General features: G+C 67.3%; 22 protein-coding genes and 1 pseudogene. 2 read left to right on the top strand and 21 right to left on the bottom strand.

Going from position 1 to position 26019, the window contains the following annotated elements:
- On the bottom strand, positions 1–3270 hold the full coding sequence (locus tag AUL28_RS02170) for a GAF domain-containing protein (protein ID WP_192843379.1): 3270 nt from the start codon (positions 3268–3270) through the stop codon (positions 1–3).
- Between the two features lie 287 nt (positions 3271–3557).
- Between AUL28_RS02170 and AUL28_RS02165 the strand changes: the two genes are divergently transcribed.
- Positions 3558–4232 (top strand): HAD family hydrolase, encoded by a 675-nt coding sequence (locus tag AUL28_RS02165; RefSeq protein ID WP_058602016.1) that lies wholly within the window; start codon positions 3558–3560, stop codon positions 4230–4232.
- A gap of 151 nt (positions 4233–4383) precedes the next feature.
- Here the strand turns inward: AUL28_RS02165 and AUL28_RS02160 are convergent, their stop codons facing one another.
- From AUL28_RS02160 to rimP, 8 genes and pseudogenes are all read right to left on the bottom strand, one after another.
- The gene (locus AUL28_RS02160; RefSeq protein ID WP_062230490.1) at positions 4384–5316 is read right to left on the bottom strand and encodes an alpha/beta hydrolase; all 933 of its coding nucleotides are present in this window, start codon (positions 5314–5316) and stop codon (positions 4384–4386) included.
- A gap of 96 nt (positions 5317–5412) precedes the next feature.
- A complete protein-coding gene (truB, locus tag AUL28_RS02155; RefSeq protein WP_062230489.1) occupies positions 5413–6396 on the bottom strand; it encodes a tRNA pseudouridine(55) synthase TruB in 984 nt (327 codons plus the stop codon).
- Positions 6396–6824 (bottom strand): 30S ribosome-binding factor RbfA, encoded by a 429-nt coding sequence (gene rbfA / locus AUL28_RS02150; RefSeq protein ID WP_062230488.1) that lies wholly within the window; start codon positions 6822–6824, stop codon positions 6396–6398. Before rbfA ends, truB begins: the two co-directional genes overlap by 1 nt.
- Positions 6825–7129: 305 nt before the next feature.
- On the bottom strand, positions 7130–10084 hold the full coding sequence (gene infB / locus AUL28_RS02145; protein ID WP_441294087.1) for a translation initiation factor IF-2: 2955 nt from the start codon (positions 10082–10084) through the stop codon (positions 7130–7132).
- 195 nt (positions 10085–10279) lie between these two features.
- Positions 10280–10426: pseudogene (locus AUL28_RS23615) on the bottom strand (translation initiation factor IF-2 associated domain-containing protein); the annotation flags it as partial.
- A 99-nt stretch (positions 10427–10525) separates the two neighbouring features.
- Positions 10526–11188 carry an RNA-binding protein gene (locus AUL28_RS02140; RefSeq protein WP_082640185.1) on the bottom strand — a complete coding sequence of 221 codons (663 nt, stop codon included), beginning with the start codon at positions 11186–11188 and terminating at the stop codon, positions 10526–10528.
- Between the two features lie 40 nt (positions 11189–11228).
- Complete coding sequence (gene nusA, locus AUL28_RS02135) at positions 11229–12815, bottom strand: transcription termination factor NusA (RefSeq protein WP_062221904.1); 1587 nt, start codon at positions 12813–12815, stop codon at positions 11229–11231.
- 133 nt (positions 12816–12948) lie between these two features.
- Positions 12949–13542: a ribosome maturation factor RimP gene (rimP, locus tag AUL28_RS02130; protein ID WP_058602022.1), complete on the bottom strand. Its 594-nt coding sequence runs from the start codon at positions 13540–13542 to the stop codon at positions 12949–12951.
- A gap of 303 nt (positions 13543–13845) precedes the next feature.
- Here rimP and AUL28_RS02125 point away from each other — a divergent pair, with 303 nt between their 5' ends.
- Positions 13846–14196, top strand: coding sequence for a DUF2147 domain-containing protein (locus tag AUL28_RS02125; protein ID WP_082640184.1), 351 nt, complete (start codon positions 13846–13848; stop codon positions 14194–14196).
- Between the two features lie 54 nt (positions 14197–14250).
- Here AUL28_RS02125 and trmB read toward each other — a convergent pair whose 3' ends face one another.
- The 12 genes from trmB to AUL28_RS02065 all read right to left on the bottom strand — a co-directional run bounded on the left by trmB (position 14251) and on the right by AUL28_RS02065 (position 25913).
- Complete coding sequence (gene trmB / locus AUL28_RS02120) at positions 14251–14964, bottom strand: tRNA (guanine(46)-N(7))-methyltransferase TrmB (RefSeq protein WP_374701399.1); 714 nt, start codon at positions 14962–14964, stop codon at positions 14251–14253.
- A complete protein-coding gene (gene metK / locus AUL28_RS02115) occupies positions 14954–16165 on the bottom strand; it encodes a methionine adenosyltransferase (RefSeq protein WP_062230485.1) in 1212 nt (403 codons plus the stop codon). Before metK ends, trmB begins: the two co-directional genes overlap by 11 nt.
- Before the next feature lie 153 nt (positions 16166–16318).
- Positions 16319–16741: a helix-turn-helix domain-containing protein gene (locus tag AUL28_RS02110; protein ID WP_062230484.1), complete on the bottom strand. Its 423-nt coding sequence runs from the start codon at positions 16739–16741 to the stop codon at positions 16319–16321.
- Positions 16742–16861: 120 nt separating this feature from the next.
- Positions 16862–18505, bottom strand: a complete 1644-nt coding sequence (gene lnt, locus AUL28_RS02105) for an apolipoprotein N-acyltransferase (protein ID WP_062230483.1) — start codon at positions 18503–18505, stop codon at positions 16862–16864.
- A gap of 239 nt (positions 18506–18744) precedes the next feature.
- Positions 18745–19770 carry a hemolysin family protein gene (locus tag AUL28_RS02100; RefSeq protein WP_058602027.1) on the bottom strand — a complete coding sequence of 342 codons (1026 nt, stop codon included), beginning with the start codon at positions 19768–19770 and terminating at the stop codon, positions 18745–18747.
- Positions 19771–19810: 40 nt separating this feature from the next.
- Complete coding sequence (gene ybeY / locus AUL28_RS02095) at positions 19811–20353, bottom strand: rRNA maturation RNase YbeY (RefSeq protein ID WP_082640183.1); 543 nt, start codon at positions 20351–20353, stop codon at positions 19811–19813.
- The gene (locus AUL28_RS02090) at positions 20350–21390 is read right to left on the bottom strand and encodes a PhoH family protein (protein WP_058602028.1); all 1041 of its coding nucleotides are present in this window, start codon (positions 21388–21390) and stop codon (positions 20350–20352) included. Before AUL28_RS02090 ends, ybeY begins: the two co-directional genes overlap by 4 nt.
- On the bottom strand, positions 21387–22817 hold the full coding sequence (gene miaB, locus AUL28_RS02085; protein ID WP_058633316.1) for a tRNA (N6-isopentenyl adenosine(37)-C2)-methylthiotransferase MiaB: 1431 nt from the start codon (positions 22815–22817) through the stop codon (positions 21387–21389). The genes AUL28_RS02090 and miaB overlap by 4 nt, the downstream gene beginning before the upstream one ends.
- A gap of 283 nt (positions 22818–23100) precedes the next feature.
- A complete protein-coding gene (locus AUL28_RS02080) occupies positions 23101–23886 on the bottom strand; it encodes a lysophospholipid acyltransferase family protein (protein WP_062230482.1) in 786 nt (261 codons plus the stop codon).
- A 61-nt stretch (positions 23887–23947) separates the two neighbouring features.
- Positions 23948–24469: a ribosomal protein S18-alanine N-acetyltransferase gene (gene rimI / locus AUL28_RS02075; RefSeq protein WP_062230481.1), complete on the bottom strand. Its 522-nt coding sequence runs from the start codon at positions 24467–24469 to the stop codon at positions 23948–23950.
- A 158-nt stretch (positions 24470–24627) separates the two neighbouring features.
- The gene (tsaB, locus tag AUL28_RS02070) at positions 24628–25320 is read right to left on the bottom strand and encodes a tRNA (adenosine(37)-N6)-threonylcarbamoyltransferase complex dimerization subunit type 1 TsaB (RefSeq protein WP_062230480.1); all 693 of its coding nucleotides are present in this window, start codon (positions 25318–25320) and stop codon (positions 24628–24630) included.
- A 14-nt stretch (positions 25321–25334) separates the two neighbouring features.
- On the bottom strand, positions 25335–25913 hold the full coding sequence (locus AUL28_RS02065) for a NifU family protein (RefSeq protein ID WP_058633318.1): 579 nt from the start codon (positions 25911–25913) through the stop codon (positions 25335–25337).
- Between the last annotated feature and the right edge of the window lie 106 nt (positions 25914–26019).

Genomic DNA, 26019 nt, shown 5'->3' with positions numbered 1-26019 from the left:
TCACATCTCCTGATCGGCGGCAAGTTCGGAGAGGGCGGCCGTGATCCGGCACCTGAGCCCGGCCGGATCATAGTCGAGTTCGACTTGGCCCGGCCCGGTACGCGACAGGCCGATGCCGACGAGCCGCGTGCCGAAGCCCTTGCGGGCGGGCGGCGTGACAGGTGGCCCCCCTCGCTCGCGCCAGAGCAGCTCGAAGCTCGGCTCGCGCGTTTCATCGCCGTCGATCCTGCGCCAGACGACGTCCACGCGACCTTCGGGGACGGACAAGGCGCCGTACTTGACCGCGTTGGTCGCCAGTTCATGGGTGATCAGCGCCAGTGACAACGCGGCATTCGGACCCACGAAAAGGTCGGGCCCGGACAGCGCGATCTGCCCGGCCGCGTCGTGGATCTCCAGGGCGCTGCGCAGAATTGCTTCCACTGAGCCGGCGTCGCGCTGGCCGATCAGCAGAATCTCATGCGCCTTTGACAGGGCTTGGATGCGCTGGGACAGGGTGCCGCGCGCGGTCTCGATGTCGGGCGCCGAACGCAGCGTCTGCGAAGCGATCGATTGCACCACGGCCAGTGTGTTCTTCAAACGGTGCGACAGCTCGCGCGCCAGAACCCGCTGCTGCGCTTCGGCGCGCTTGCGGTCTTCGATGTCGGTGGCGCAGAGAACCGCGCCGCGCAGCCGCCCCGTCGCATCATGGATGGCCTCGCCCAGGAACTCGATCCACACCCGGCTGCCGTCGGGGCGTTCCAGATGCGCTTCAAGCGTGGCGCGATCGGCCTCGCCGTTCAACATGCGCCAAAGCGGAAAGCGCTCGACGCCGATCTTCAGACCTTCGCCGTCGAAGGCAACGAAGCCGAGATCGGCCGCTGGCAGAATACTGGCGACCGGCCGGCCCAGAATATCCTCCATGCGCCGGTTGCTGGCGATCAGCCGCCCGCTGCGCGCCTCGGCCAGAAGCACGCCGACCGGCATGGTCTGGACGAGGGTCAGAAGGCGCTTCTCATTGTCGCGCAAGAGGCTTTCCACGCGCCGGCGTTCCAGCGCGGCGCGAATGCGCGTGGCCGCATCGCGCACGAAGGCGATTTCCTCTTCGCTCCAGCGGCGCGCGCTGATATCGCCGACATGCAGCACCGCCGCCAGACGTCCGTCCTCCATCACCGGATGATCGATGGTGGAGCCACTCTCCGCCTCCTGGAAGACCAGCACCTCCCCTCGACGGAGCCGTTCCAGCGCCTCCGGCTCGACCAGAGCGCCCTGGGGTTCGATGGCGCCCGCTTCCGCCTCCCTTCGCCATTGGCGCAGAATGAGCAGGGCCGTTCCGTTGTCCGATGGATGGGCATAGGCGACGGCGGCCACATCCAGCGTGCGGCCGAGAAGCCCCGTCACACAGTCCAGCATCTCCGCTTCGTCCTCGACCAGAAGCAGGAGATCGCCGATCCGGGCGAGCGCGTCGCGATGCGCCTCGGCCTTGGCCCGGTGCGTGACCTCGGTCAGGAGAATGGCGAAACCGTCGCCTTCCGTGATCTGCATCACGCCGTCATAGGAGCGGCCGAGCGCTTCGATCGAGCGGGTGAACCGCGCGGCGTTGCCGGTTTCTTCGGCACGCACGAAATCCAGCATCCATTCGGCCGCGAACTGGGGAAAGATCTGGCGCAGCGTCCGGCCTGCCACCTCGCCCGGCGGGCGGTCGGCCATCTGGCACCAGGCGCGGTTCACCGCCTCGTAGCGCAGATCCAGCATCCGGCCGCCCGCATCGCGCACGATGCGCCCCACCGCGAAACCATCGTTCAACTCCTCGAACAGGCCGCGCCATTTGGCTTCGCTCGCACGCAGCTCGCGCTCGGCGTCGATGCGCTCGTACACCACGGAGGCAAAGCGCGCGAGCGTTGCGAAGAAGACCAGCGTTTCGGCGTCGAACGGTGCAGCGTCCCGCCGGCTGAAGGAGATGACGCCGCGCACCCGCTTCTTGCTGATGATCGGAAAGCCGGCATAGGTGTCGAAGCCGACTTCGCGCGCGATCGCATGACGCGGCTCGCCATCGCCCAAGAGGCCCGACAGGATGAGCGGCTCTCCCGTCTCGGCCACGATCCCGCAGAGCGGGCGCTCTCGCGGCACATGGCTGAGGCTTTCGCGTAAGGAAGGGTCGAGGCCGATGCCCTGCGCCAGATGAAGATGGCACCCGTCTTCCGCCACCTCGAACAGGTAGCATTCATCGAAGCCGATCGGGCCCGCGCCGGCGCCCAGAACCGAGGCCAGCGTCTCGCTCGGCTCCTGGCTGGACAGGAGCGCCGAGGAGGCTTCCGCCAGAAGCGTCAGCCGATCCTCACGCCGACGCTCCACCGTCCGCTCGCTGACGATGACGACCCAGCCTGTGCGCACCCCGCCATCGTCCAGAAGCGGGGTGATGCGACTGGAGGCGAAGAAGCGGGTGCCGTCCGCGCGCTGACGCCAGCCTTCCGACAAGGCTCCCGTGCTGGCGCCATCCAGAACAACGGAGATCGGGGGCATGGGGAGCGACAGACCGGCTTGGCGAAAGACGAAATCGGCCTCCCGGCCCAACGCCTCGTCTTCACCCCAACCCCAGAGCGCCTCCGCCCCCCGACTCCAGGCCGTGATCCGGCCACCGAGATCGAGCGACAGGATCGCGTGGTCGAGCGCACTGTCCAGAATCTGCCGGTGGCGAAGATCGCCCTGGCGCTTCTGCAGAAGCGCGCGATCCCGCTCCTGCACAGCCCGCCGCAGTTCCATCTCGCTCATCACCTGCCGGGCCAGCGCCAGAAGCGCGCTCGCCTCGTCCTCGCGCAAGCCTTCGGGCCGTGGCGCATGGTCGATGACGCATAGCGAGCCGAGCACTTCGCCCGATGGCGTGATCAAGGGCGCGCCGGCATAGAAACGCAGGAATGGGTCCTGCGTCACCAGCGTGTTGGCCGCCGTGCGCGCATCCTTCGTCAGGTCGGGAATGACCAGCAGCCCTTCGCCGCCGAGCGCATGGATACAGACGGATTGGCTGAGCGGCGTCTGCTGCGGCTCGAACCCCGAGCGCGCCTTGAACCATTGGCGGTCCCGGTCCACGAGGCTGACCAGCGCCACGGGCGCGCTGCACAGGCTGCGCGCCAGAAGAACGATGTCGTCGAACCCTTCTTCGGGCGGTGTGTCGAGAATGCCATAGGCGGCCAGCGCCGCAAGCCGAGCTCGTTCGCGCTCGCTCGGCTCCAACGAGTCTCCGGGTGACACGTCCTTGACCATCGATGTCCCATCAGGCGCCGAGCGCGATCGCACGTTCCTAAATTCCTTTCCGCGCGATGAAAAGTCGGTCCCATCGACATCACGCGAAATGGCGTCTTCGAGCGGACCAGCAAGGGCGCGGGACGGCCATCGGAATGGGGGGAAATGGCCTCGGCCTCCGGGGCTCTTCCTGCAGAAGAGAGGCCATCCACCTTTTTCCAGCCCAGCCCGACGCTTGACCCAGCCCGCTCCCGCACTTTCTCTGGCTCGATGGAGCCAGGACTAGGCTCGCGCGCCTCACCTTGCCGCGAGGCTCCAGCCCCCGAGCGAAAGGCCCTGCCATGCGGATCGAGCCGACCTTCCTTTTCGATCTCGACGGAACGCTGGTGGACAGCGTCTATCATCATGTTCTCGCTTGGCAGGAGGCGCTGGACGCCGAGGGCATCGACCTGTCGGTCTGGCGCATCCATCGCAAGATCGGCATGAGCGGCGGGCTCTTCACCAACCAGCTCCTGCGCGAGACCAACACCGACATCAGCCCAGAGCTTCTGGAGCGCCTCCGCCATCGCCATGCCGACGCCTATGGCCGGCAGGCGCCGCGTATCCGCCCCCTGCCCGGCGCGCGCGCGTTGCTGCGCACGCTGACCGAGGCCGGCATCGCATGGGCCATCGCGACCAGCGGAAGGATGGAGACGGCGGCTCACAATCTCGCGGCGCTGGATGTCGATCCGAACGAGGTTCCCGTCATCACGCGCGATCTCGTCAAATACGCCAAACCCGACCCCGACCTGTTTCTGGCCGCCGCCGAGCGCCTGAACCGCCCCATCGAAACGGCCATGGTGGTGGGCGATTCCATCTGGGACATGCTGGCCGCCCAGCGCTGCCGCGCCCTTGGCGTCGGCCTCCTGTGTGGCGGCTATGGCGCGGGCGAGTTGGAGCGCGCCGGCGCCTATCGCGTTTATGAAGACCCCGCCGATATGCTGGCCCATCTCGATGAGGTCGGCGGGCGTTTGTAGGGCCTATCGAAAGGCCTTGGCGGTCGGTTTGTCGTCCGCCCTCGAATCGGCGCGAGGGCTCGCCGATCCCCATTCATCGGCGCGGTTCTCCTCCATAAGGACGGGCAGGCACCCAGCGCCCGTCCTCAAACCGCAGGCCTGTCGGACGCATTCAGAGCGGCTTCAGGAAGGCCGCGATATCGCCCAGGAGTTGACCGGCCCGATCGATCCGGTCGTTCATCTGAAGGAAGGCGTGGATCATGCCGGCATAGCGACGGCGCTCCAGCGGTACGCCCGCAGTCTCCAGCGCGTCGCCATAGGCGTCGCCCTCGTCGCGCAGCGGGTCCGCCTCGCAGATGGCCAAAAAGCAGGGCGGCAGACCGGCGAGATCGTCCGCCACGAGGGGCGAGACATCGGGCTTCAGCCGGTCGGCATGACGCGGCACGGATTGATCGGCTTCGTAATGGAGCGAGGCGCGCGTCATGATCCGCCCCTCGTTCTCCTCCAGTGACGCATGGGTGCGCGTGTCGCGAAGATCCGTGTTGGGGTAGAGCAGGATCTGCGCCTGCGGCAGCGGGCGAACGCCCTCCTCGCGCAGCGCATGGGCCGTGGCCGTCGCGTAAAGACCGCCGATCGAGTCTCCGCCGATTGCCCAGTTCTCAGTTGGCAAGCCGAGACCGCCCTCGGCGACATAACGCGCAGCGTCGAAGCAGTCTTCGTGTTGAGCGGGGTAGCGCGCTTCGGGAGCGAGGCGGTAGCCGACCGACACGACGATCCGCCCGGTGCGCTCGGCGAGCGCCATGAGCGAGGCCTCGTGCGTGTCGAGCGAGCCCGCGATCGCACCGCCGCCGTGAAACCACAGAAGCACGCGGGACGCGCCGGAAGGGCGATACAGGCGCAACGGGATGGTATGTCCGCTCCGCCCTTGCGCTTCGCCGTGCTCGACCTCGACGCCGGCAGGAGGCGGGGCCGAAAAGCGCGCGAGCGAGGCCGTGTCGGCGCGCGCCTGCGCCAGCTTTTCGGCTGCGTTGCGCGGCATCGGCTGGCCTTTCGATCTGGCCGCGATCTCGTCCAGCACCGCCTGCGCCTGCGGGTCGATTCTCATGCCCGGTTCCTTTTCTCCAACGCCCAGGCCACAAAAAGCCCGGCCGCTTTTAAAGCGACCGGGCGGAGCATGGTTGCCTCCGTGGCGTGGCGGCGTTCAGCCGCGCCCGCCGAAGACGCGCTTGGGATGGAAGGCGCCTTGATCGATCGAGCCGAGCGCGACGAGGCGGCCATGGCCGGTCGCATAGGCTTCCTCGCAGAAGGCCGGCGCATCACGCCCGCGCAGAAGCACGGGATTGCCCGACAGGACGCGCCCGGCCTGATCGTCGCTGAGCGCCACTTCGTAGAGGTCCGACAGCGCGGTCGCGGCATCCAGCACGAACTCGTCCAGCGCCTGGAAGCGCACGACGCGCGGGCGTGCACCCGAATCGATCGCTTCCTGGTCGAGCTCTTCCAGCCCGTCCTCGGCGGCGTCCATCAGATCGTCCAGCGTGATCAGATCGTCTTCGTCGAACGCGCCGACGCGGATGCGGCGCAGTTCCGTGACGTGGCCGAAGCAGCCGAGATCGCGGCCGAGATCGCGCGCGATCGAGCGGACATAGGTGCCCTTGCCGCAATCGGCCTCGAACACGGTGGTCGTCTCGTCCATCGAGACGATGTCCAGCTTGTGGACCGTCACGGTGCGGGCTGCGATCTCCACGGCCTCGCCGGCGCGGGCGAGATCATAGGCCCGCTCGCCATCGATCTTGATGGCGGAGAAGGCCGGGGGAACCTGCGAAATCTCGCCGATATAGGCGGGAAGGCGCGATTCCACCTCGGCACGCGTCGGACGGCGGTCGGACGTGTTCGTCACCGGGCCTTCCGTGTCGTCGGTCGTGGTTTCCGCGCCCCAGGTCACCGCGAAGCGATAGGTCTTGCGACCGTCCATCACGAAGGGAACGGTCTTGGTGGCGTCGCCCAGCGCGATCGGCAGCATGCCAGACGCCAGCGGATCGAGCGTTCCGGCGTGACCCGCCTTCTGCGCGAAATACAACCACTTGATCTTGGCGACCGCCTCGGTGGAGCCCATGCCCACCGGCTTGTCGAAGATCACCCAGCCCGAAATCGGGCGCCCCTTCGGCTTCTTGCCGCGCCGTGCCATCAGCGTTCTTCCTCGTTATCGTCCCGGCCCTCGGTTTCCTCCAGGTCTCGCATCACGTCGGGCGAGCGCAGAAGCGCGTCGATCCGGGCGTAATTGTCGAAACTGTCGTCCTCGCGGAAGCGAACCTCGGGCATGTACTTCATCTGCCGAAGGGCCGGAGAGAGCCGCCCCCTCAGATACTTCGCGTGGCCGTTCAAGGCGTCCACGAAGGGCTTCAGCTCGGCTTGGCCGAGAACCGTGACGTAGGCGGTCGCGAGCTTGAGGTCGGGCGACATGCGCACTTCCGACACGGTCACGACGGCGCGCTCCAGAAGCGGATCGCGCAGATCGCCGCGCTGAAGCGCCTCGGTCAGCGCGTGGCGAACCTTTTCGCCGACCGACAGCTGACGCTGCGACGGCCCCTTGGGGGTATTGGCATGCTTAGCCATGTTTGCCTCTTGCAACGCTGCGCCATCGGCCGCGCCCAAGGGGAGCGACCGCACCGGTTCGAACGGAGAGTTTCGAGCTCAGCGACGTCCTGGCCGTCTCGCTCGGAGACCGGCCGTTTCGATCCACACGAAGAGAACGGCCCGGCGTCACCGCCGGGCCTCATCATCCTTCGCTGGAAACTATGGCCGCCCTTGGGCGCGCCGGTTTCCGTATCGATCCCGCCGACCGCACCGCGCGCCATTCGGGCGCAGGGCGGACTCGCCGGGAAGCGGGGCCGGCGAACCGGCCCCCGATCGCCCTCGCCTTACAGCGAGCGGGCGATGTGCTCCACGCGGAAGTTTTCGATGATATCGCCGACGCGGATATCGTCGTAGTTCTGGAAGGCCATACCGCATTCCTGACCGCCCGGCACTTCGGCGACTTCGTCCTTGAAGCGCTTGAGCGTCTTGAGCGTGCCTTCGTGGATGACCACGCCGTCGCGGATGAGGCGCACGCCCGCACCACGCTCGACCTTGCCTTCCGTGACGCGGCAACCCGCGACCTTGCCGACTTTGGTGATCTGGAAGACTTCCAGGATCTCGGCATTGCCGAGGAACGTCTCGCGGCGCTCCGGCGAGAGAAGGCCCGACATCGCCTGCTTCACGTCATCCACCAGATCGTAGATGATGTTGTAGTAGCGGATCTCGATGCCCTCGCGCTCGGCGGCCTGACGGGCCTGCGCATTGGCGCGGACGTTGAAGCCGATGATCGCGGCCTTGGAGGTCGCGGCCAGCTGAACGTCGGACTCGGTGATGGCACCGGCGCCCGAATGGACGATGCGAGCCTGCACTTCGTCGGTGCCAAGCTTTTCGAGCGCCACGTTGATGGCCTCGACCGAACCCTGCACGTCGCCCTTGATGAGCAGCGGGAAGGTCTTGAGACCCGAATCCTGCAGCGTCATCATCATCTGCTCGAGCGAGCCGCGCTGGCCGGCGGACTTGGCCACGGCCTTGTCGCGCGTCAGACGCTGGCGGTACTCGGTGATCTCGCGGGCCTGCGCCTCGTCCTTGACCACGGCGAAGCGGTCGCCCGCCAGCGGCGTGCCCTGCATGCCGAGGATCTCGACCGGGGTCGAAGGACCGGCCGTCTTCAGCTGGCGACCCTTGTCGTCCACCAGGGCGCGCACGCGGCCCCACTGGTCGCCGGCCACCACGATATCGCCCTGCTTGAGCGTACCGGCCTGGACCAGCGCGGTCGCAACCGGGCCACGGCCACGATCGAGCTGCGCTTCGATGACGACGCCTTCGGCGGTGCGCTCGGGATCGGCCTTGAGATCAAGGATTTCGGCCTGAAGGAGAATGGCTTCGAGCAGCTTGTCGAGATTGGTGCCGGCCTTGGCCGAAACCTCGACGTCGAGCACTTCGCCACCCATGGATTCCACGAACACCTCATGCTGGAGGAGGTTCGTGCGCACCTTCTGGGCGTCGGCGCCGGGCTTGTCGATCTTGTTGATCGCCACGATGATCGGCACACCGGCCGCCTTGGCATGGCTGATCGACTCGATCGTCTGCGGCATGACGCTGTCGTCGGCCGCCACCACGAGGATCGCGATGTCGGTCGCCTGAGCGCCGCGAGCACGCATGGCGGTGAACGCCTCGTGGCCCGGCGTGTCGATGAAGGAGATCAGGTGACCGTCCCGCTCGACCTGATAGGCGCCGATATGCTGCGTGATGCCGCCGGCTTCGCCCGAAACGACGCTGGTCTTGCGGATCGCGTCGAGCAGCGAGGTCTTGCCGTGATCGACGTGACCCATGATCGTGACGACCGGGGGACGCGAGACGAGCTTCTCGGGATTGCTGGCGACGTCGAAGATGCCGGTTTCGACGTCCGACTCCGCCACGCGACGGGGCGTGTGGCCGAATTCGGTCGCGATGATCTCGGCCAGATCGGCGTCGATCACGTCGCCGGGCTTCATCATCTGGCCCTGCGCCATCAGATACTTGATGACGTCCACCGCCCGCTCGGACATGCGGTTGGCGAGTTCCTGGATGGTGATGGTCTCGGGGATGATCACTTCGCGGGAAATCTTCTCACGTTGCTGGTTCTGCTGCGAACGCTTGAACTTCTCCTGACGGCGACGCATCGAGGAGAGCGAGCGGCCGCGCGCATCCTCGTCCGACAGGGCGCGCTCGACATTGACGCGGCCGGCGCCGCGACGGTCGTCGCCGGTGCGCGAACGCGTCGGCTTGGGCGCCTCGACGACGGGCGTGCGGCCCGGAGGGCCACGGCGCGCGCCAGCGGGGCCGCGACGATCGTCCTCGTCGTCCGCACGGGTCTTCTTGGTGAGGTCGGTGCGGCCGGCCGGGCGCAGGCCCAGGCCATCGTCTACCGGCGGCGGGCCGGGGATGACTTCGGCCGGCTTGGCGCGGCCCGTGGTCTGCGGCCGGGCGGCGGCGCGGCGAGCGGCGTCCTCCTCGGCCTTCTTGCGGGCAGCGGCTTCCATCTCGACGCGCGCGAGTTCCTCGGCCTGACGGCGCTCGGATTCCTCACGCTCGGCGCGGCGACGCTCGTCTTCGGCGACGCGGCGCGCTTCTTCGATCTGGAACAGGCGACGGTCTTCGACCTCGCGCTGCTGCGCGAGAATCAGCGCGCGGCGGCGGGCATCCATTTCCTTGGACGACAGGTCCGACAGGACCGCGCCGCGCGGCTGCTTCGCGCCGGGGGCCGCGTTCTGCGCCGGAGCACCCGGACGGCTGCCCTGCGGCTGGCCGGGACGCCCCGACTGACCGGGGCGCTGCTGACCGGCCGGGCCCTGGCCGGGGCGTTGCTGGCCGTAAGCGCCGGACTGGCCGGGACGAGCACCGGCAGGCTGGCCGGGGCGCGCTGCGCCCTGCGATCCGGCCGGACGATGGCCGTCGGTGCGGCCCGCGGGCTGGCCGGGGCGCGCGGGGGCACCCGTAGCCGGGCGCGCGGCGCCGGTGGGAGCCGGAGCGGCAGGGGCCTGTGCGGCCTTGGTGGATTCGGGGGCGGTCGGCTTCAGGGTGTCGGCTCTTGGCGGTTCGGGCGGGGAAACGGGAGTGGTCGCAGGCGCAGCGGCGGCGGCAACCGGCTCGGACGGAGCCTCTGCCACCGGCGCGGCCGGAGCCACGGGTTCGGCTTGCGGAGCCGGAGCGACGGGCGCTTCGGCCTTGACGGGTTCAGGCGCGGGCGCACTTGCAGCCGGGGCCGGCGCGGGGGCTTCTGCAACAGGGGCGGGCGCCGGCGCGGCGGCTTCCGCCACCGGAGCGGCCGGCTTGGCGGCGAGCGGCACATCCGGGGGAACGGGCGCCTGCGGGTTTTCAGCGGCACGAGCCAGCGCCGCCTGCTGGGCGGGCGTCAGCGCGGGGCGCGCGGTCGCACCGGCCGGCGCTGCAGCTCCAGCGGCGGGAGCTGCGGGCTTGGCCGCGTCCTCGGGCTTGGAGAACTTGCGCTTCTTCGTTTCGACGACGACGTTGTTCGTACGCCCATGCGAGAAACTCTGGCGGACGGTCGCCGGCGAGGCGTTGCCGCCGGGCTTGAGGCTCAAGGTCTTCTTCGGGGTGACGCTCAGCGTCTTGTCGTCGCCGGATTTCGTGTCGCTCATGTGTATTTCCGCTTCCTGCGCGGGATCGTGTCCTCGCGCCCATTATCCGTGCCTAGAGCATTTCGCAACCAAGCTTTGTTGTTGAACATTGATGCGGCCTCATGGATCGGCCGGGAGAAAAGTGTCCTGACCGGCCTCTTCGCCTCGATACGCGCAAAGCGCTTCGAGGCGCTGGACGAGCGCCACCCCGGCCATGCCGGGCAAGATGGCCGCGTGTACCACATTTTCGCCGCCCAAGGCCAAGCTCATTTCGTCTGCCGTGAATAAACGGAACGAAACCGTCGGGCTCGCCCGCCCGGAGACCTCTCCGGCATGGCGCGCGCCGTCCAGCTTGCGGATGCCGTCGGGCGCCGCGTCGCTGGCATGAAGCGTCGCGGCCGCCTTGCCGGTGCGCAGAGCCGCGTCGACCTTGGCCGACCCGGTGATGATCTGCCCCGCCTTGCGCGCCATGGAGAGCGAGCCGAGCGCGGCACGCAGGAGCAGCGAGTCGAGATCCGCCGCCAGCGTTTCGAGGCCGGAGACTTCGCGCTTCAGCGCGCGCGAGAAGAGCCGGCGCTTCACGGCCAGTTCCACGGTCTCGCGCCGCGCCTCGACATGCGCGCCCCGACCCGGCAGCCGGCGCTTGAGATCGGGGACGACCCGGCCATCCGGCGCGGCCACGAAGCGCACGAGGGCGTCGGGCTCGAGAGAGCGGCGCGACACGATGCACATACGTCCGTTCATCACCGCCTCCTCCAGTCCGTCGTCCAACGCTTCGTCCATATCCGCCTTCGTCAATCCGTTATTCGTTCGTCAGTCCGCCTCAGACGTCTTCGTCTTCGGCGACCTCAACCTCTTCGGGCTCTTCCTCGACCCAGCCGGCCTTCACGCGGGCCTGCATGATCATGGCCTCGGCATCGGTGCGGCTGACATCGAAGCCCGACAACGCGCCTTGGAACCGCTTGGTTTCGCCGTCCTTGCGCTCGCTCCAGCCGATCAGGTCGTCTGCCGCGCAGCCGGCGAAGTCTTCCATCGTCTTCACACCGTCTTCGCCCAGCGCCACCAGCATCGGCGTCGTCAGGCCGTCGATCTCGCGAAGCTCGTCGGCAACGCCCAGCGCGCGGCGCTTGTCGTCCAGTTCGGCCTCGCGGCGATCCAGATATTCCTTGGCGCGGTTCTGGATCTCGGCCGCCGTATCCTCGTCGAAGCCCTCGATCGCGGCCACGTCGTCCACATCGACATAGGCCACTTCCTCGACCGAGGCGAAGCCTTCGGACGCGAGCAACTGGCCGACCATTTCGTCGACATTGAGGGCGTCCATGAACAGGGCGGAGCGCTCGGCGAATTCCTTCTGGCGGCGCTCGGATTCTTCCTGCTCGGTCAGGATGTCGATGTCCCAGCCCGTCAACTGCGAGGCAAGGCGCACGTTCTGGCCACGACGGCCGATCGCAAGAGACAATTGGTCATCGGGAACGACGACTTCAATACGCTCGGCGTCCTCATCCAGAACGACCTTGGCGACCTTGGCCGGCTGAAGCGCGTTGACGAGGAAGGAGGCAGCCTCCGGCGACCAGGGAATAATGTCGATCTTTTCGCCCTGAAGCTCGGCGACGACGGCCTGAACGCGCGAGCCGCGCATACCGACGCAGGCGCCGACCGGATCCACCGAGGAATCGCGCGAGATCACGGCGATCTTGGCGCGGGAGCCGGGATCGCGCGCCACGGCCTTGATCTCGATGATGCCGTCGTAGATCTCAGGCACTTCCATGGTGAAGAGCTTCGCCATGAACTGCGGATGAGTGCGCGACAGGAAGATCTGCGGTCCGCGCGGCTCGCGGCGCACGTCGTAGACGAAGGCGCGCACGCGGTCGCCGTAGCGGAACAGCTCGCGCGGGATCTGCTCGTCGCGGCGGATGATGCCTTCGCCCTTGCCGAGATCGACAATGACATTGCCGTATTCGACGCGCTTCACCGTGCCGTTGATGATCTCGCCGACGCGGCCGATGAACTCTTCATACTGCTTGTCGCGCTCGGCCTCGCGCACCTTCTGCACGATAACCTGCTTGGCCGACTGCGCGGCGATGCGGCCGAACTCCATGGGCGGGAGTTGCTCGGCGATGAAGTCGCCCGGCTCGGCATCGGGATTCTTGTCTCGCGCCAGTTCCAGATAGATCTGGGTCGCGGGGTCCTCGACCTGCTCCACCACTTCCAGCAAGCGCTGGAGCTTCATTTCGCCGGTCTTGGTGTTGATGTCGACGCGGATATTGGTTTCCTGGCCGTACCGCGAACGCGCCGCCTTCTGGATGGCGTCGGCCATGGCGGCGATGACGATCTCACGATCGATCGACTTTTCCCGCGCGACGGCATCCGCGATCTGCAGAAGCTCGAGTCTGTTCGCACTGACTGCCATGTTCGTCTCCTCGTCGTGAACCGGGGAAGGCCCGAAGGCTTTCCGCTCTCGGCTCGCGCCCGCACGGAGCGGGACTTCGTTTCATGGGCCGGGCGGCCCTTGGGTCGCTGTCCGGCTGGGATGGGCTCGCCCGTCAGTTCAGGGCGGCGTCGCCGTCCTCGTCCTCGTCCACCGGCTGGCCCCGCGCGCGGCGGGCGTCCTTGTCGGCTTTCAGCGAAGCGGCCAGAAGATCGTCGGTCAGGATCAAGCGCGCCTCGGCCAGCGCGTCGAACGCGATTTCGACAACCGCCTCGCCGCCCTCCGAGGCAACGCCGTCGCGCTCCAGACGGATACCCTCGGCACTCACCTCGGTGACGCGGCCGCGAAAGCGCTTGCGACCTGAAACGAGCCGGTTGGTCTCGAGTTTCAAAAGCTGACCTGTCCAGGTCTCGAAATCGCCCTTGCGCACCAGCGGACGATCGATGCCGGGCGAGGAAACTTCCAGATGATAGGCGCGGTCCATCGGGTCTTCGACGTCCAGCACCGGCGACACGGCCCGGCTGACGGCTTCGCAATCCTCGACCGTCATCGAACCGTCCGGCCGCTCGGCCATGATCTGCAGCGTCGCGCCGTTCATCGCCGACACGCGCACCCGCACGAGCCGGTATCCGATCTGTTCGATCACTGGCTCCACGATCGCGGCGACACGCGCCTCGATGCCTTGTTCGATGATGATGCGATCCGTCACGAAGTCTCCGAATGGTTCACGAGGCGATCGGATCGGTGTCGTCCGATCCCTGCCCCGGTCGCGACGCCGACCCCTTGTAACAAAAAAGAGCGGGACCGGGTGGACCCACTCTCACGATCGCATCGCAGAGAATTTGAGTTTCCTATACGCTTCAACGCGCTTCCTGGCAAGCCTTGCGCCGCGCTGGCGAGCGCCCGCCGTCCCGGACTTTCGCCAAAGCTGTTGATCCAAGATCGCCGCCATTCGACAGACGTCGCGGAACAGGTCAACCTGCCCGTTCCACAGGCCGGGAGGACCAAGCGCATGAGACACCAGATGACACGCCTGATCGCCGCGAGCGGGCTGCTGATCGCGACCTTCGGTTCGGCGAGCGCGGCCGAACCCGTTGTCGGCAACTGGCGAACGGCATCGGGCGAGATTGCCAGCATCGCGCCCTGCGGCGACGCCTTCTGCATCAGCCTCACCACCGGCAAGTTCAAGGGACGCCAGATCGGGCGCATGAGCGGCTCGGCGGGAACCTATGAGGGCGAGATCACCGATCCGCAAGCGGAGCGCACCTATGCCGGCAAGGCCGAGGTGGCGGGCGCGTTGCTGAAGCTGACGGGCTGCGCCCTCAAGGTCTTCTGCAAGACGCAGAGCTGGACCAAGCGCTGAACGACGCTGCCCTCGCCCCACGCTATGTCGCGGGGCGGCGGGAGGGTCGCAAGCTCAGATCCGGCGGAAGGTGAGATAGGCGCCCTTGCGCCCCTCGCGATGCGCCTTGGCCTCGTAGCGCGTGCCGGGCCAGCCCTCATAGGGCGTATGCCAGTCGGCCGGGGACTGCGCCAGCCATTCGAAGGCCTCGTGATCGCGCAGATGCGTCAGCGTCCAGTCCACATAGGTCTCGATGTCCGAGGCGAAGCGGAACAGCGCGCCGGGCTTCATCACGCGGGCGAAGCGGCGCAGCGTGCGCTCGTTCACGAAGCGGCGCTTCCAGTGCTTCTTCTTGGGCCAGGGGTCGGGATAGAACAGATCGATGCCGCTCAAACATGCATCCGGCAGCCAATCCAGAAGCAGCGTCGCGTCGTCGCCGAACAGGCGCAGGTTGGGGCGCGGCTCTTCTTCGAGCGCGACCAGCATCTTGGCCATGGAGTTGCGGAACGGCTCGACGCCGATGAAACCCGTGCCGGCATGACGGCCGGACTCCATGTGAAGATGCTCGCCCCCGCCGAACCCGATCTCCAGCCGGACGCCTGAGACCTCGGCCTCGAACAGCGACGTGAGATTCCCCGGCGCGGGCTGCGACAGGTCGAGGCCGAGCACGGGCATCCGCTCGTCCAGGAGATCGGCCTGGAGAGGGCGCAGGGTCTTGCCGCGAGAACGGCCGAAGAAGTTCTCGCGGACTCGAGCCTTGGTGCCGTTGATGCGTCGTTCAGCGGCCAAGAGCAGACTTCAGCTTGGAGATGAGGTCGGTGCGCTCCCAGGAGAAGGAACCGTCACGGCCGGGCTTGCGGCCGAAATGGCCATAGGCGGAGGTCTTGGCGTAGATCGGGCGGGTGAGCTGGAGATGCTCGCGAATGCCGCGCGGCGTCAGGTCCATGACCTCGCGCAGCGCCGTCTCGACGGCCGCCTCGTCCACCGTGCCGGTGCCGTGCAGATCGACATAGACCGACAGCGGCTCGGCGACGCCGATCGCGTAGGACAGCTGGATCGTGCAGCGATCGGCAAGCTTGGCGGCCACCACGTTCTTGGCGAGATAGCGCGCGGCATAGGCGGCCGAGCGGTCGACCTTGGTCGGGTCCTTGCCCGAGAAGGCGCCGCCGCCATGAGGGGCCGCGCCGCCATAGGTGTCCACGATGATCTTGCGGCCCGTGAGGCCCGCGTCGCCATCCGGTCCGCCGATCACGAACTTGCCGGTCGGGTTGACGTGCCAGACGCAATCGGCCGCGATCGGCAGTTCGGCGACGGCCTCGCGCACGAAGGGCTCGACGATGGCGCGCACGTCCTTGGAATTCAGCGACTCGTCCAGATGCTGGGTCGAGAGCACGATCGACACGATCTCGGACGGCTTGCCGTCCTTGTAACGAACCGTCACCTGCGTCTTGGCATCGGGGCCGAGCTTGCCGGCGTCGCCCTCGGCCGCCTTGCGGGCCGTCGCCAGACGCTCCAGAATCTTCTGCGCGTAGAAGATCGGGGCCGGCATCAGCTCCGCCGTTTCGCGGCAGGCATAGCCGAACATGATGCCCTGGTCGCCCGCGCCTTCGGTGTTCTTCTCACCGCCCACATCCACGCCCTGGGCGATGTCGGCGGACTGCTCGTGCAGGAGAACGTCGATCTTGGCGGTCTTCCAGTGGAAGCCGTCCTGCTCGTAGCCGATCGCCTTCACGGCCTTGCGCGCCGCCGAGCGGACCTTCGACTTCAGCCGGCCCGCCTCGACCGAGCAGCGCACTTCACCGGCGATGATGATGCGGTTCGTGGTCGCCAGCGTTTCGCAGGCGACGCGCAGAAGCGAGGCGTCCATGCCGCTCTTGCGCGCTTCCTTGTAGAGAAGATCCACGATCTCGTCGGAGATGCGGTCGCAAACCTTGTCGGGATGTCCTTCGGAAACGCTTTCCGAGGTGAAGAGGTAGTCGCTGCGCGCCATGTGCCTGGAACTCTCCCGTGCCGTCGGAGAGGGTCCGACTTGCCGCTTCAGCCCACTTCGGTCGCGGGCTCGCCGGGGTTAGGAAATGAGGGCTCTTCGCGCAAGCGAAATTTCCAGCGCGAAACCGCCGGATCGCGCCAAAATCGACCAGTTTCAGTCGTTTTCGCCGTCATCGTCTGCGGAGGACAAGGCTCGCACGAGGTCGAGCACGCGCCGGCGGACCTTGGGATCGGCAATGCGCTGGAAGGCGCGTGTCAGCTGGAGCATTTCGGCCGAGTGCGGTGCGTCATGCACGAAATCGCTGGCCGGCTCGTTCAGCTCTGTCAGCCCGGAGGGCTGGGAGTCCAGCCCATCGAAGAAGAAGGACACCGGCGTCGAGAGCACGGCGGAGATGTTCTGCAACCGGCTCGCGCCGATGCGGTTGGTGCCCTTTTCGTATTTCTGGATCTGCTGGAAGGTGATGCCGAGATGCTCGCCGAGCTTCTCCTGGCTCATGCCCAGACTCGTGCGGCGCAGGCGAAGCCGCGAGCCCACATGAACATCCACAGGGTTCGGCGTCTTCTTCGCTTCCACCATCGCCGTGCCTTCCGCCCCCGCCGTCGCAGACCGCAGCGGCATGACGTCCGGTCGGCGGGCGCTACGATTGATCTGTATGTATTCCTACAGAGGTTTCGTTAGGGAGTGCCCGTGCGCGCGTCAATCGGCGGAGCGGCGAAATCGGACATAGCCGATAACAGCCGCAAGGCCGAACAGCGCCAGAAGCCCGTAGAAGACCTTTTCGCCCCATCGCGCATAGGGCGTCGGCGCGCCGGGCAGGGGCAGGTCGGCATCCACCGTCCCTCCTTGCCCAAGCGCCAAGCCGGCCACGGGCCGCCCGACCGAATCGGTGACGATCGAAATGCCCGTATTGGCGGCGCGCACGAGCGGCAGGCCGAAAGCCACCGCCGTCAGTTGGGCTTGGCGCAGATGCTGGTAGGGGCCGGGCGTGCGGCCGTACCAGGCATCGTTCGTCACGTTGAGGATGAAGTCAGGGCGCGTGGCCCGCGTGCCGATCTCGCCGGGAAAGATGATCTCGTAGCAGATGAGCGGCAGGAAGCGCGGGCCGCCCGGCCCCGCCTCCAGATCGCGACGCGAGGCACCGGGCGAGAAGCCGCCTGGCAGATGCGTCAACTGATTGATGCCCCAGCTTTCGAGCAGCGCCTGAAACGGCAGATATTCGCCGAAGGGCACGAGATGCAGCTTGTCCTGCGCGTCGAGGATCGTCCCGTCCTCGCCGATCACATAGACCGAATTGAAGAAGCGGGCCTTGGCGCCCTCCCCTTCCATGCGCGTCGCCCCTGCGATCAGCGTGTCGCCTGGGCCCAGCGCCTCGGCAAGGCTCGCCACCGCGTCCGGCCGCTGGGTGAGAATGAAGGGGAAGGAGGATTCCGGCCAGACCACGAGGCGTCGGCCGGGCTCCGTGGAGGGCGTCTGGGCGCTCCCATCGCCCTGGAGAATCGGCGCGGGCGGCATGGGCGCTTGGGTCAGTTCCAGCTGGCGCGAAAAGATGCGCTCGGCCTCGGCCGGGTCCCATTTCTGGCCCTGCAGGATATTGGGCTGAACGAGGCGCAGGGTGACGCCGGCGACATGGCCGGCGGGCGCATTCGAAACATGCCACCAGCCATAGGCAACATGGGCGCCAACGAGCACAACGCCGAACACCGACGCCAAGGCACGCCCGCGCGCCGGGGTCGCCAGGAGCGCCGGCAGCGAGAACACGAAAACGGACAGCAGCGTCAGCCCGTTGAGACCAACCACCGAAACCGAGCCCATGAGCAGCGGCACGGGCGCGGCGATGGCGCCGACCGTGTTCCAGGTGAAGCCGGTGAGGAGCATTCCGCGCAGGTCCTCGAACAGGGCGATCGAGGCCGCGAGGGCGAACAGGCGCAGGGCGCCATCGCTCCAGAACAAGCGCGCGAGTGCGGCCGCCAAACCCCAGTAGATCGCGAGCGCCATGGGCAGTGCGAACACGGCGAGCGGCAGCGCCCACCAGAACTCCGCCCCGTCCACCAGGATCGCCGCGCCCAGCCACCAGAGACCGGCCACGAAATATCCGAAGCCGAAGCACCAGCCGATGCGGAAAGCGGGGCAGGAGCGCCGGATCAGGCCCGCGCCCGGCTTTCCGCTCGCGCCATCCAGAAGCCAGACGAGCAGCGGAAAGGAGACGAAGCCGACGGCCGGCACGTTGAAGGGAGCCAAGCCCAGCACCAGGACGGCGCCGGCCAGAAAGGCGATCAGGGCGCGCGTCCAGCCGTCCGACAGAATGATGCGCCCCGCCAGACGCTGAAGTCCTGTTTGCAAACCGCTTCCCCTTCATGACCGGCCCGGTCCCTGCCGCGCCGATAAAGATGTCGGCGCGCCACGTCCAGAGGCCGTCATGAAGCGAGCACGAGCCTTGCGCCGCCCGCACCGATCCGTCGAGACCGAAGCGGATGCGCGCGCGGCGGACAGGCGGGCCGCCTCGAGGCCCGCCAGCCAGACGCGCCGGCCAAGAGCCGAGCCCGTCGCGGCCGCGATCAGCAAGGCGAGTTCATACGTTCCTACGCCAGTTCCGGCGACGGGCCTTCTGGAAAGCGCACGATGCGCAGGCGCTTCACACGGCGCGGATCGGCGTCCAGCACTTCGATCTCGAAGCCGGGCACGGCCTCGATCACCGTGCCGATCTCAGGCAGGCCACCATGGGCTTGCACCACGAGACCGCCGATCGTGTCGGCTTCGTCCTCATGAGCGCTGACGTCGAAATCGGGGCCGACGAGCTTGCAGACGTCCTCCAGCTCGGCGCGCGCGTCCGCGTAGTAAACGCCGTCGCCGGCATGGGTGACAAGGATTTCCTCGTCGTCATGCTCGTCCTCGATGTCGCCGACGACCATTTCCAGGATGTCTTCCAGCGAGACGAGACCGTCCGTGCCGCCATATTCATCGATCACCAGCGCCATCTGGATATGGCTCGCCTGCATCCGCGCCATCAGCTCGGCCGCGTGCATGGACGGCGGCACGAAGAGAACCTGACGCAGGAGCCCGAGATCGGCGATCGTATGGTCGAGATCGACGCGGGCGAGATCGAGCGTGGAGCGAACCGGCGCGCCTTCCTGCTCCTTGTCGTGGCCGAAGCAAAGGGCGGCGCGGGTGATGTGGCCGACCATGTCGCGGATATGGACCATGCCCAGCGGATCATCGAGCCCGTCGCCATAGACGGGCATCCGCGAGCGGCCGGTTTCCTCGAAACGGGCCATGAGTTCGGCGAGCGTCGCGGTGACCGGCACGGCGTCGATCTCGGTGCGCGACACCATGACGTCTTCCACGCGCATGTCGTGGAGTTCCAGAATATTGGTGAGCATGAGCCGCTCACCGGGAGAGAAGCCGGTCGCTTCCGTTCCCTCGCCCATCAGGGCGTCCACCAGTTCCTCGCGCAGCGAGGGCGGAACGCGGGGCCTCAGGAAGGTGACGAGCTGCTCGAAGAAACCGGGCTCGTCTTCCCGCGGCCGCCGCCGACTTCGGACATCAGGCGCTTCGGGAGCGTGGCGCTCGCCCGAAGCCGTCTCGTCCTGGTGATGGGTCATGCTCATAAAGCGTGTCTTTCGTTTTGGTCAGTCTCGGGCGTTGCCGTCAGTCTTGGGCGTTGCTGTCGGTCGCGACCGATAGCTCGGATTCCGCATAGGGGTCGGCGATCCCGAGCCCCGCCAGAATGCGGATCTCGGTGCTTTCCATGTCCTCCGCGTCCTCGTCCGTCTCGTGGTCGAAGCCCAGAAGATGCAACATGCCATGCACAATCAGATGACGCACATGATCGGAGGGCGTCTTCCCCTCCTCGGCCGCTTCGCGCCCGCAGGTTTCGGCCGCCAGAACGAGGTCGCCCAGAAGCGGTCCGGGCTTTTCGCCCGGCTCCAACTCGGCCATGGGAAAGGACAGGACATTGGTCGGCTTGTCCTTGCCGCGCCATTCCTTGTTGACCTCCCGAACCTCGGCGTCGTCCGTCAGCGTGACGGAGACTTCGGTGTCGAGATCGACGGCAAAGCCTTGATCATCCGCTACGGCGAAAATCGCCTCGCGCACGAGAGGTTCCGGGTCGCCCTTCAGGAGCTCGCGCCAGAGATCGCTGTCCTCCGAGAGGAGGATGCGCGGCGCGGAGCGTTGTCGCCCGTCCGTCACGTGCGCTTGGCCTGCTGCGCGCGCTTCTCGCTCGCGTCGCCCTCGTAGGCTTCGACGATCGACTGCACGAGGCGATGGCGCACCACGTCCTTGGATTCGAAGCGCACGGAGACGATGTTGGACACGCCGTCGAGAATGCGCAATGCTTCCACGAGACCGGAGGTCTGGCCGGGCGGAAGATCGATCTGCGAGGGATCGCCCGTCACCACCATGCGGGCATTCTCGCCCAGGCGCGTCAGGAACATCTTCATCTGCATCGAGGTCGTGTTCTGCGCCTCGTCCAGAATCACCGCCGCATTGGTGAGCGTGCGCCCGCGCATGAAGGCGAGCGGCGCGATTTCGATGGCGCCGGCGGCGAGCGCCCGCTCCACCTTCTCGGCCGGGATCATATCATAAAGCGCGTCGTAGAGCGGACGCAGATAGGGATCGACCTTGTCCTTCATGTCGCCCGGCAGAAAGCCGAGGCGCTCGCCCGCTTCCACGGCGGGGCGCGACAGGATGATGCGCTCGACCTGACCGCGCTCCAGAAGCTGGGCGGCGTGCGCCACGGCGAGATAGGTCTTGCCCGTGCCGGCGGGGCCGACACCGAAGACGAGCTCCGCCCGGTCCATCGCGCGCATATAGGCATCCTGCGTCGGCGTGCGGGCGTGGATGGTCTTCTTGCGGGTGGAAATCTGGGCAAGCGAGATGCGGCCCTTCTTTTCCAGGGTCGGCAGGACGAGCTGGTCGTCGGCCGCGACCGCCATGCGAATGGCGCCCTCGACATCGGACGCGCCGATCTCGGCCCCGCCCTGCAGCCGGCCATAGAGGAAGTCCAGCGCCCGGCGGGCCTGTTCGCTGGCGGTGGGGTCGCCGCGAAGCTCCACCTTGTTGCCGCGCGCGCGCGCATCGACATGCAGCTTCTGCTCGATCAGGGCCAGATGCTCGTCGAACTGCCCGAACAGGGCACCGGCCAGCCGGTTGTCGTCGAAGGTCAGAACGAGATGGGCCATGTCGGAAGCGCCGGAAGCCGGTGACATGCCGCGTGCTGCCTTCATGCGATCTTCCTTGCGAGAAGCTCCTGCGCCCGGAGGGTCGCGTGGGGAGCGTCAGCCGGCTCGGCGCCGGCGGCCATGAGAGAATTGGCAAGGCTCGCGGTGACGCGAACCGAAACGATATCGCCGACCGCCCCCGCCGAGGCGGGAACCACGACCGGCAGAAGGAAAGGCGAGCGACCGATCATCTGGCCGGGATGGCGGCCGGGCTTCTCGATCAGGACATCCGTATCCTGGCCGACGAAGCTTTCCTGAAAAGCCACCTGTTGTTCGCGGATCAGCGCCTGGAGCCGCTCCAACCGTTCGGTCTTCACGTCCTCGGGCACATGGCCGTCCATCGTCGCGCCCGGCGTGCCGGGGCGGGGCGAATATTTGAACGTGTAGGCGGCGGCGTAGCGGACCTCGCGCACCAGCGCGAGCGTCGCCTCGAAATCCTCGTCGCTCTCGCCGGGAAAGCCGACGATGAAATCGCCCGAGAGGGCGATATCGGGCCGGGCCTGCCGGATGCGCTCCAGAAGCTGGAGATAGTCGGCGGCCTTGTGACGCCGGTTCATCGCCTTCAGGATGCGGTCGGAGCCCGACTGAACCGGCAGATGCAGATAGGGCATCAGCGCCCGCAAATCGCGATGCGCCTCGATCAAGGCCTCGTCCATGTCGCGCGGGTGCGAGGTCGTGTAGCGCAGGCGGGCGATGCCCGGAATCTCGGCGAGATCGCGCAGGAGCGAGGCAAGCCCCCCTTCGCCCGGCCCCCAGGCATTGACGTTCTGCCCGAGCAGCGTCAGCTCGCGCACGCCGGCCCCGGCCAGACGCCGCGCTTCTTCCAAAATGGCCGCGCGCGGGCGCGAGACCTCCGCGCCGCGCGTATAGGGCACGACGCAGAAGGTGCAGAACTTGTCGCAGCCTTCCTGCACGGTGAGAAAGGCGGCGACGCCGCGCTGGCGAATCTCTTTATTGGAGGGGTTCGGCAGATGCTCGAACTTGTCCTCCACCGCATAGTCGGTCTCGACCACGCGCTCGCCCTTGGCGACGCGGGCCAGCATGTCCGGCAGGCGGTGATAGGTCTGCGGGCCGACCACGAGATCGACCACGGGCGCGCGGGCGATGATCTCCGGCCCTTCGGCCTGCGCCACGCAGCCGGTGACGCCGATGCGCATCTCCTGCCCCAGCGCGGCGCGCTCGGCCTTCAGGACGCGCAGACGCCCGAGTTCGGAATAGATCTTCTCGGCAGCCCGCTCGCGAATATGGCAAGTGTTGAGGAGCACGAGGTCGGCCTCCTCGACGCTGTCGGTCGGCCGATAGCCGTCCTTGGCGAGGGCATCGCCCATGCGCTGGCTGTCATAGACGTTCATCTGGCAACCATAGGTCTTGATAAAGACCTTGCGCCGGTTGTCGCCCTGCTCGTCGCCTCGTTCGTCGATCGTCTCGCTCATGCGTCCTTCATAGCGTCTTTTTCGGCTTCTGCCGGAAAAGACTTCCATCGCGGCCCCGCCGATCCCTCATGCTCGCTGGTTGCGTCCGGCGAGATCATGTCCGGCAGGGTCGATCCGGCGCCCGCGAAAGCCGCACGTCCTTTTCGAAAAACGCCACGGCCATCGTTGCTCCTGGCCTATCTATATCAGGCGGTTGGGGGGAACGCGCAAGCGGGCATTCCCGCGAAACGGCCCGAGACTTTGGGGTAGAGCGAAACAACGCCTCAACCGAGCGCTGCCGAAGTCAGCCTGCGCGGTCGTCATCCCCGCGCAGGCTGCGCGCCATCAGGGCGGCGACGACGCTTTCGCAGCGCCGCGCCACGGCCTTGCGGTCACTTGCCGCATCGAAGCGAATGGGCTCGCCGAAGCGGATTTCGGCATCCACCGCGCCTTCGCGCAGGAAGGCCAGGAGATGGGGCATCAGTTCGACATCGCCCGGCCAGGCGGCGAGCGGGCGGCCGTAATGGCCCATCGGCATTCCGTTGACCTTGGTATAGGCGACGCAAACGGGCTGAACCCAGACCGCCTCGGCCTGCGAGCGGCGAAGCGACGCCTGCGCCGCGCCGAACAAGGCCGTCTTGAAGGGCAGGACGCGGTTTCCGTCCGAGGTCGTGCCCTCGGCAAAGAGCACCATGGCGTCGCCCGCGTTCAGCCGCTCGCCGATCGCGTCCGCCTGCTGCCCCGTGCGCCCGCGCGCCTCGCGCTCCACGAAGGTGGTGCGCTGGAGCTTGGCGAGCAGGCCGAAGATCGGCCAGCCGGCGACCTCGCTCTTGGCGATGAAGGACAGCGGCATGACCGCGCCGAGCGCCACGATATCGGCCCAGGACTGATGATTGGCGACGAGAAGCAGCGGCCGCTCCGTGACGGGCTGGCCCTTCAGATGCAGGCGAAGACCGATGAGCCGCGCGGCGACACTGTGCCAAACAAAGGGCAGACGGCGCGCGAGCGGCCAGCGCAAGCGGATCGCAAGCAGCTGAAGCGGCATCAGCACGAGCGTCATCAACGCCAGCGCCAGCCCGATGCCGAGCATCCGCGCCGTGCCCAGAGGGTCGCGGCGACGTGGGGCGTCTGCACCAGCGGGAAGGCTCACCTCAGTCACGCAGGTTCCGCTTCAGGATCAGGGCGCTTTTGCGCGTGCCGTCCGCCCCCGCATAATAGGCCGGGCGGCGGCCGACCTCCTCGAAGCGCAGCTTGCGATAGAGCGCGAGCGCGGGCGCGTTGGTTTCCTCGACCTCCAGAAACAGCGAGGCGGCGCGCTCGGCATGGAGATATTGCAGGACATTGTCCATCAGGAGACGGCCGATGCCCTTGCCGCGCACGCTCTTGTCAACGGCGATGGTGAGGATTTCCGCCTCGTCCACGGTCAGGCGCGCCAGCACGACGCCGACCGCCTTGTGCCCGCTCTCGGCGCGCACGACGAAGCCGAACGTGCCGCCCTGCCCGAGCAGCGAGGCGAACTCGTCTCCCGACCAGGCCTGCGTGAAGGCCTCGGAATGAATCTCGGCCGCTTCGTCGAGATCGTCGAGGCCGAGCGGCACCGCGACATAGCCCGAGGGGCCTAGGAGGCCGTCCCAAAACGAAAGGGTCCAAGCAAGGGGGAGATACCAGTACATGCTTCTCTCCGCGAAGGGTTCAGGCGCCCATTCTGCGCGCTGCCCCTTTCCGCATCATTATGACGCCGGCTCAGGCATTTGGGCTAGAGCCTTTCCGTGAACGCTCTGAGCCCAGTCCGCCGGATCGATGTTGGCGGGAGGGCTCTAGAAAATGTTGATCACAGGGGCGCGGCCCGTAGTCCGAGCGGCACTTGCGCCTTCGCGTCGGCCCCGCGCAGGTAAAGCGGCAGCGGCGGCCCGTCCGGCGCGCGCTCCGCGCCCAGTCGCGCCAAGGCACCGATCGAGGCGAAGCGCCGCTCGGTTAAAAACAGCGCCACGCCCTCGCCCAATACGCCCGCCGCGATTCCCACGCCCGTGCCGACGACGCGCAATCCCGCGCCCGACTGGGCGACGAAGGCGGGCAAGGCGTCCGGCGCGAGCGCTTCCGGCTTGTGCAACATCTCGCCGCCGCGCGCGAAGAGCGCGGCATAGACCTCGCCCCGCTTGGCGTCGTGAACCGCCAGAACCGGGCCTTCGCCCCATTCCGGCTCGGCCAAGGCTTCCAGCGTGGAAATGCCGACCGAGGGCACGCCCAGCGAAATCTCGAGGCCCCGCGCGGCGGCGACGCCCACGCGAATGCCCGTGAAGGAGCCCGGCCCGATGCAGACCGCGAGCTTGGCCACCTCGCTCCAGTCCGCGCCGGCGTCAGCCAGCACGGATTGCAGCAGGTCCATCAGCCGCTCAGCATGGCCGCGCCCGATCTCGTCCTCGCGCAGGGCCGCGAAGCCGCCATCGGACAGGCGCAGGAGCGCCGCCGAGCAGCGCTCGTTCGCCGTATCGACCGCGAGCAGCAGGTCCTTGTTGTCAGGCACGAAAGCGGCTCCGATCAGGCCGCTTCCATCGCCTCGACGGCTTCGACCTCGGGCACGAAATGGCGCAGGAGGTTTTCGATGCCGTGCTTCAACGTCGCGGTGGAGGACGGGCAACCCGCGCAGGAGCCGCGCATGTTGAGGAAGACGACGCCATCGCGGAAACCGCGGAAGGTGATGTCGCCGCCATCCTGCGCCACTGCCGGGCGAACGCGGGTGTCGAGCAGTTCCTTGATCGTGGAGACGATGCCCTCGTCCGACTCGTCGAAGAATTCCTCGCCGGAATCCGACGCCGCCATACCGCTGGCGCTCGGCGCCATGACCGGCTCGCCCGACAGGAAATGCTCCATGATGGAGGCAAGAATCGCGGGCTTCAAATGCGCCCAGTCGGTCGCGTCCTTGGATACGGTGATGAAGTCGTAGCCGAAGAAGACGCCCGTCACGCCCTGGATCGCCATGAGCTTACCGGCAAGGCGCGAGCGCGCGCCGGCCTCGGCGGCTTCCAGAAACTCGGCCGTGCCGTTTTCCAGAACCACCCGGCCGGGCAGGAACTTGAGGGTCTGCGGATTGGGAGTGGATTCGGTCTGGATGAACATGGGCTGTGTCCGCCAAGAGGATTTGACGCTTTGTCCTCCGGGACAAGGCTTTACCCCGAGATAAGCCCCTGCGCCCGCGCCCGCAAGCACAAGAGCCGTGTCCGCT

Source organism: Aureimonas sp. N4 (assembly GCF_001463925.1).
GTDB classification, from domain to species: domain Bacteria; phylum Pseudomonadota; class Alphaproteobacteria; order Rhizobiales; family Rhizobiaceae; genus Aureimonas; species Aureimonas ureilytica_A.
The sequence above is the reverse complement of the archived record's forward strand: the minus strand, read 5'-3'. Positions and strand labels throughout refer to the sequence as shown.

Excerpts from the sequence above, each read along its gene's own strand:
- AUL28_RS02165 (WP_058602016.1), top strand. The coding sequence starts at position 3,558 with ATGCGGATCGAGCCGACCTTCCTTTTCGATCTCGACGGAACGCTGGTG.
- AUL28_RS02160 (WP_062230490.1), bottom strand. The coding sequence starts at position 5,316 with ATGAGAATCGACCCGCAGGCGCAGGCGGTGCTGGACGAGATCGCGGCC.
- truB (WP_062230489.1), bottom strand. The coding sequence starts at position 6,396 with ATGGCACGGCGCGGCAAGAAGCCGAAGGGGCGCCCGATTTCGGGCTGG.
- rbfA (WP_062230488.1), bottom strand. The coding sequence starts at position 6,824 with ATGGCTAAGCATGCCAATACCCCCAAGGGGCCGTCGCAGCGTCAGCTG.
- AUL28_RS02140 (WP_082640185.1), bottom strand. The coding sequence starts at position 11,188 with ATGGACGAAGCGTTGGACGACGGACTGGAGGAGGCGGTGATGAACGGA.
- nusA (WP_062221904.1), bottom strand. The coding sequence starts at position 12,815 with ATGGCAGTCAGTGCGAACAGACTCGAGCTTCTGCAGATCGCGGATGCC.
- AUL28_RS02125 (WP_082640184.1), top strand. The coding sequence starts at position 13,846 with ATGAGACACCAGATGACACGCCTGATCGCCGCGAGCGGGCTGCTGATC.
- metK (WP_062230485.1), bottom strand. The coding sequence starts at position 16,165 with ATGGCGCGCAGCGACTACCTCTTCACCTCGGAAAGCGTTTCCGAAGGA.
- AUL28_RS02110 (WP_062230484.1), bottom strand. The coding sequence starts at position 16,741 with ATGGTGGAAGCGAAGAAGACGCCGAACCCTGTGGATGTTCATGTGGGC.
- AUL28_RS02100 (WP_058602027.1), bottom strand. The coding sequence starts at position 19,770 with ATGAGCATGACCCATCACCAGGACGAGACGGCTTCGGGCGAGCGCCAC.
- AUL28_RS02090 (WP_058602028.1), bottom strand. The coding sequence starts at position 21,390 with ATGAAGGCAGCACGCGGCATGTCACCGGCTTCCGGCGCTTCCGACATG.
- miaB (WP_058633316.1), bottom strand. The coding sequence starts at position 22,817 with ATGAGCGAGACGATCGACGAACGAGGCGACGAGCAGGGCGACAACCGG.
- AUL28_RS02080 (WP_062230482.1), bottom strand. The coding sequence starts at position 23,886 with ATGCTCGGCATCGGGCTGGCGCTGGCGTTGATGACGCTCGTGCTGATG.
- rimI (WP_062230481.1), bottom strand. The coding sequence starts at position 24,469 with ATGTACTGGTATCTCCCCCTTGCTTGGACCCTTTCGTTTTGGGACGGC.
- AUL28_RS02065 (WP_058633318.1), bottom strand. The coding sequence starts at position 25,913 with ATGTTCATCCAGACCGAATCCACTCCCAATCCGCAGACCCTCAAGTTC.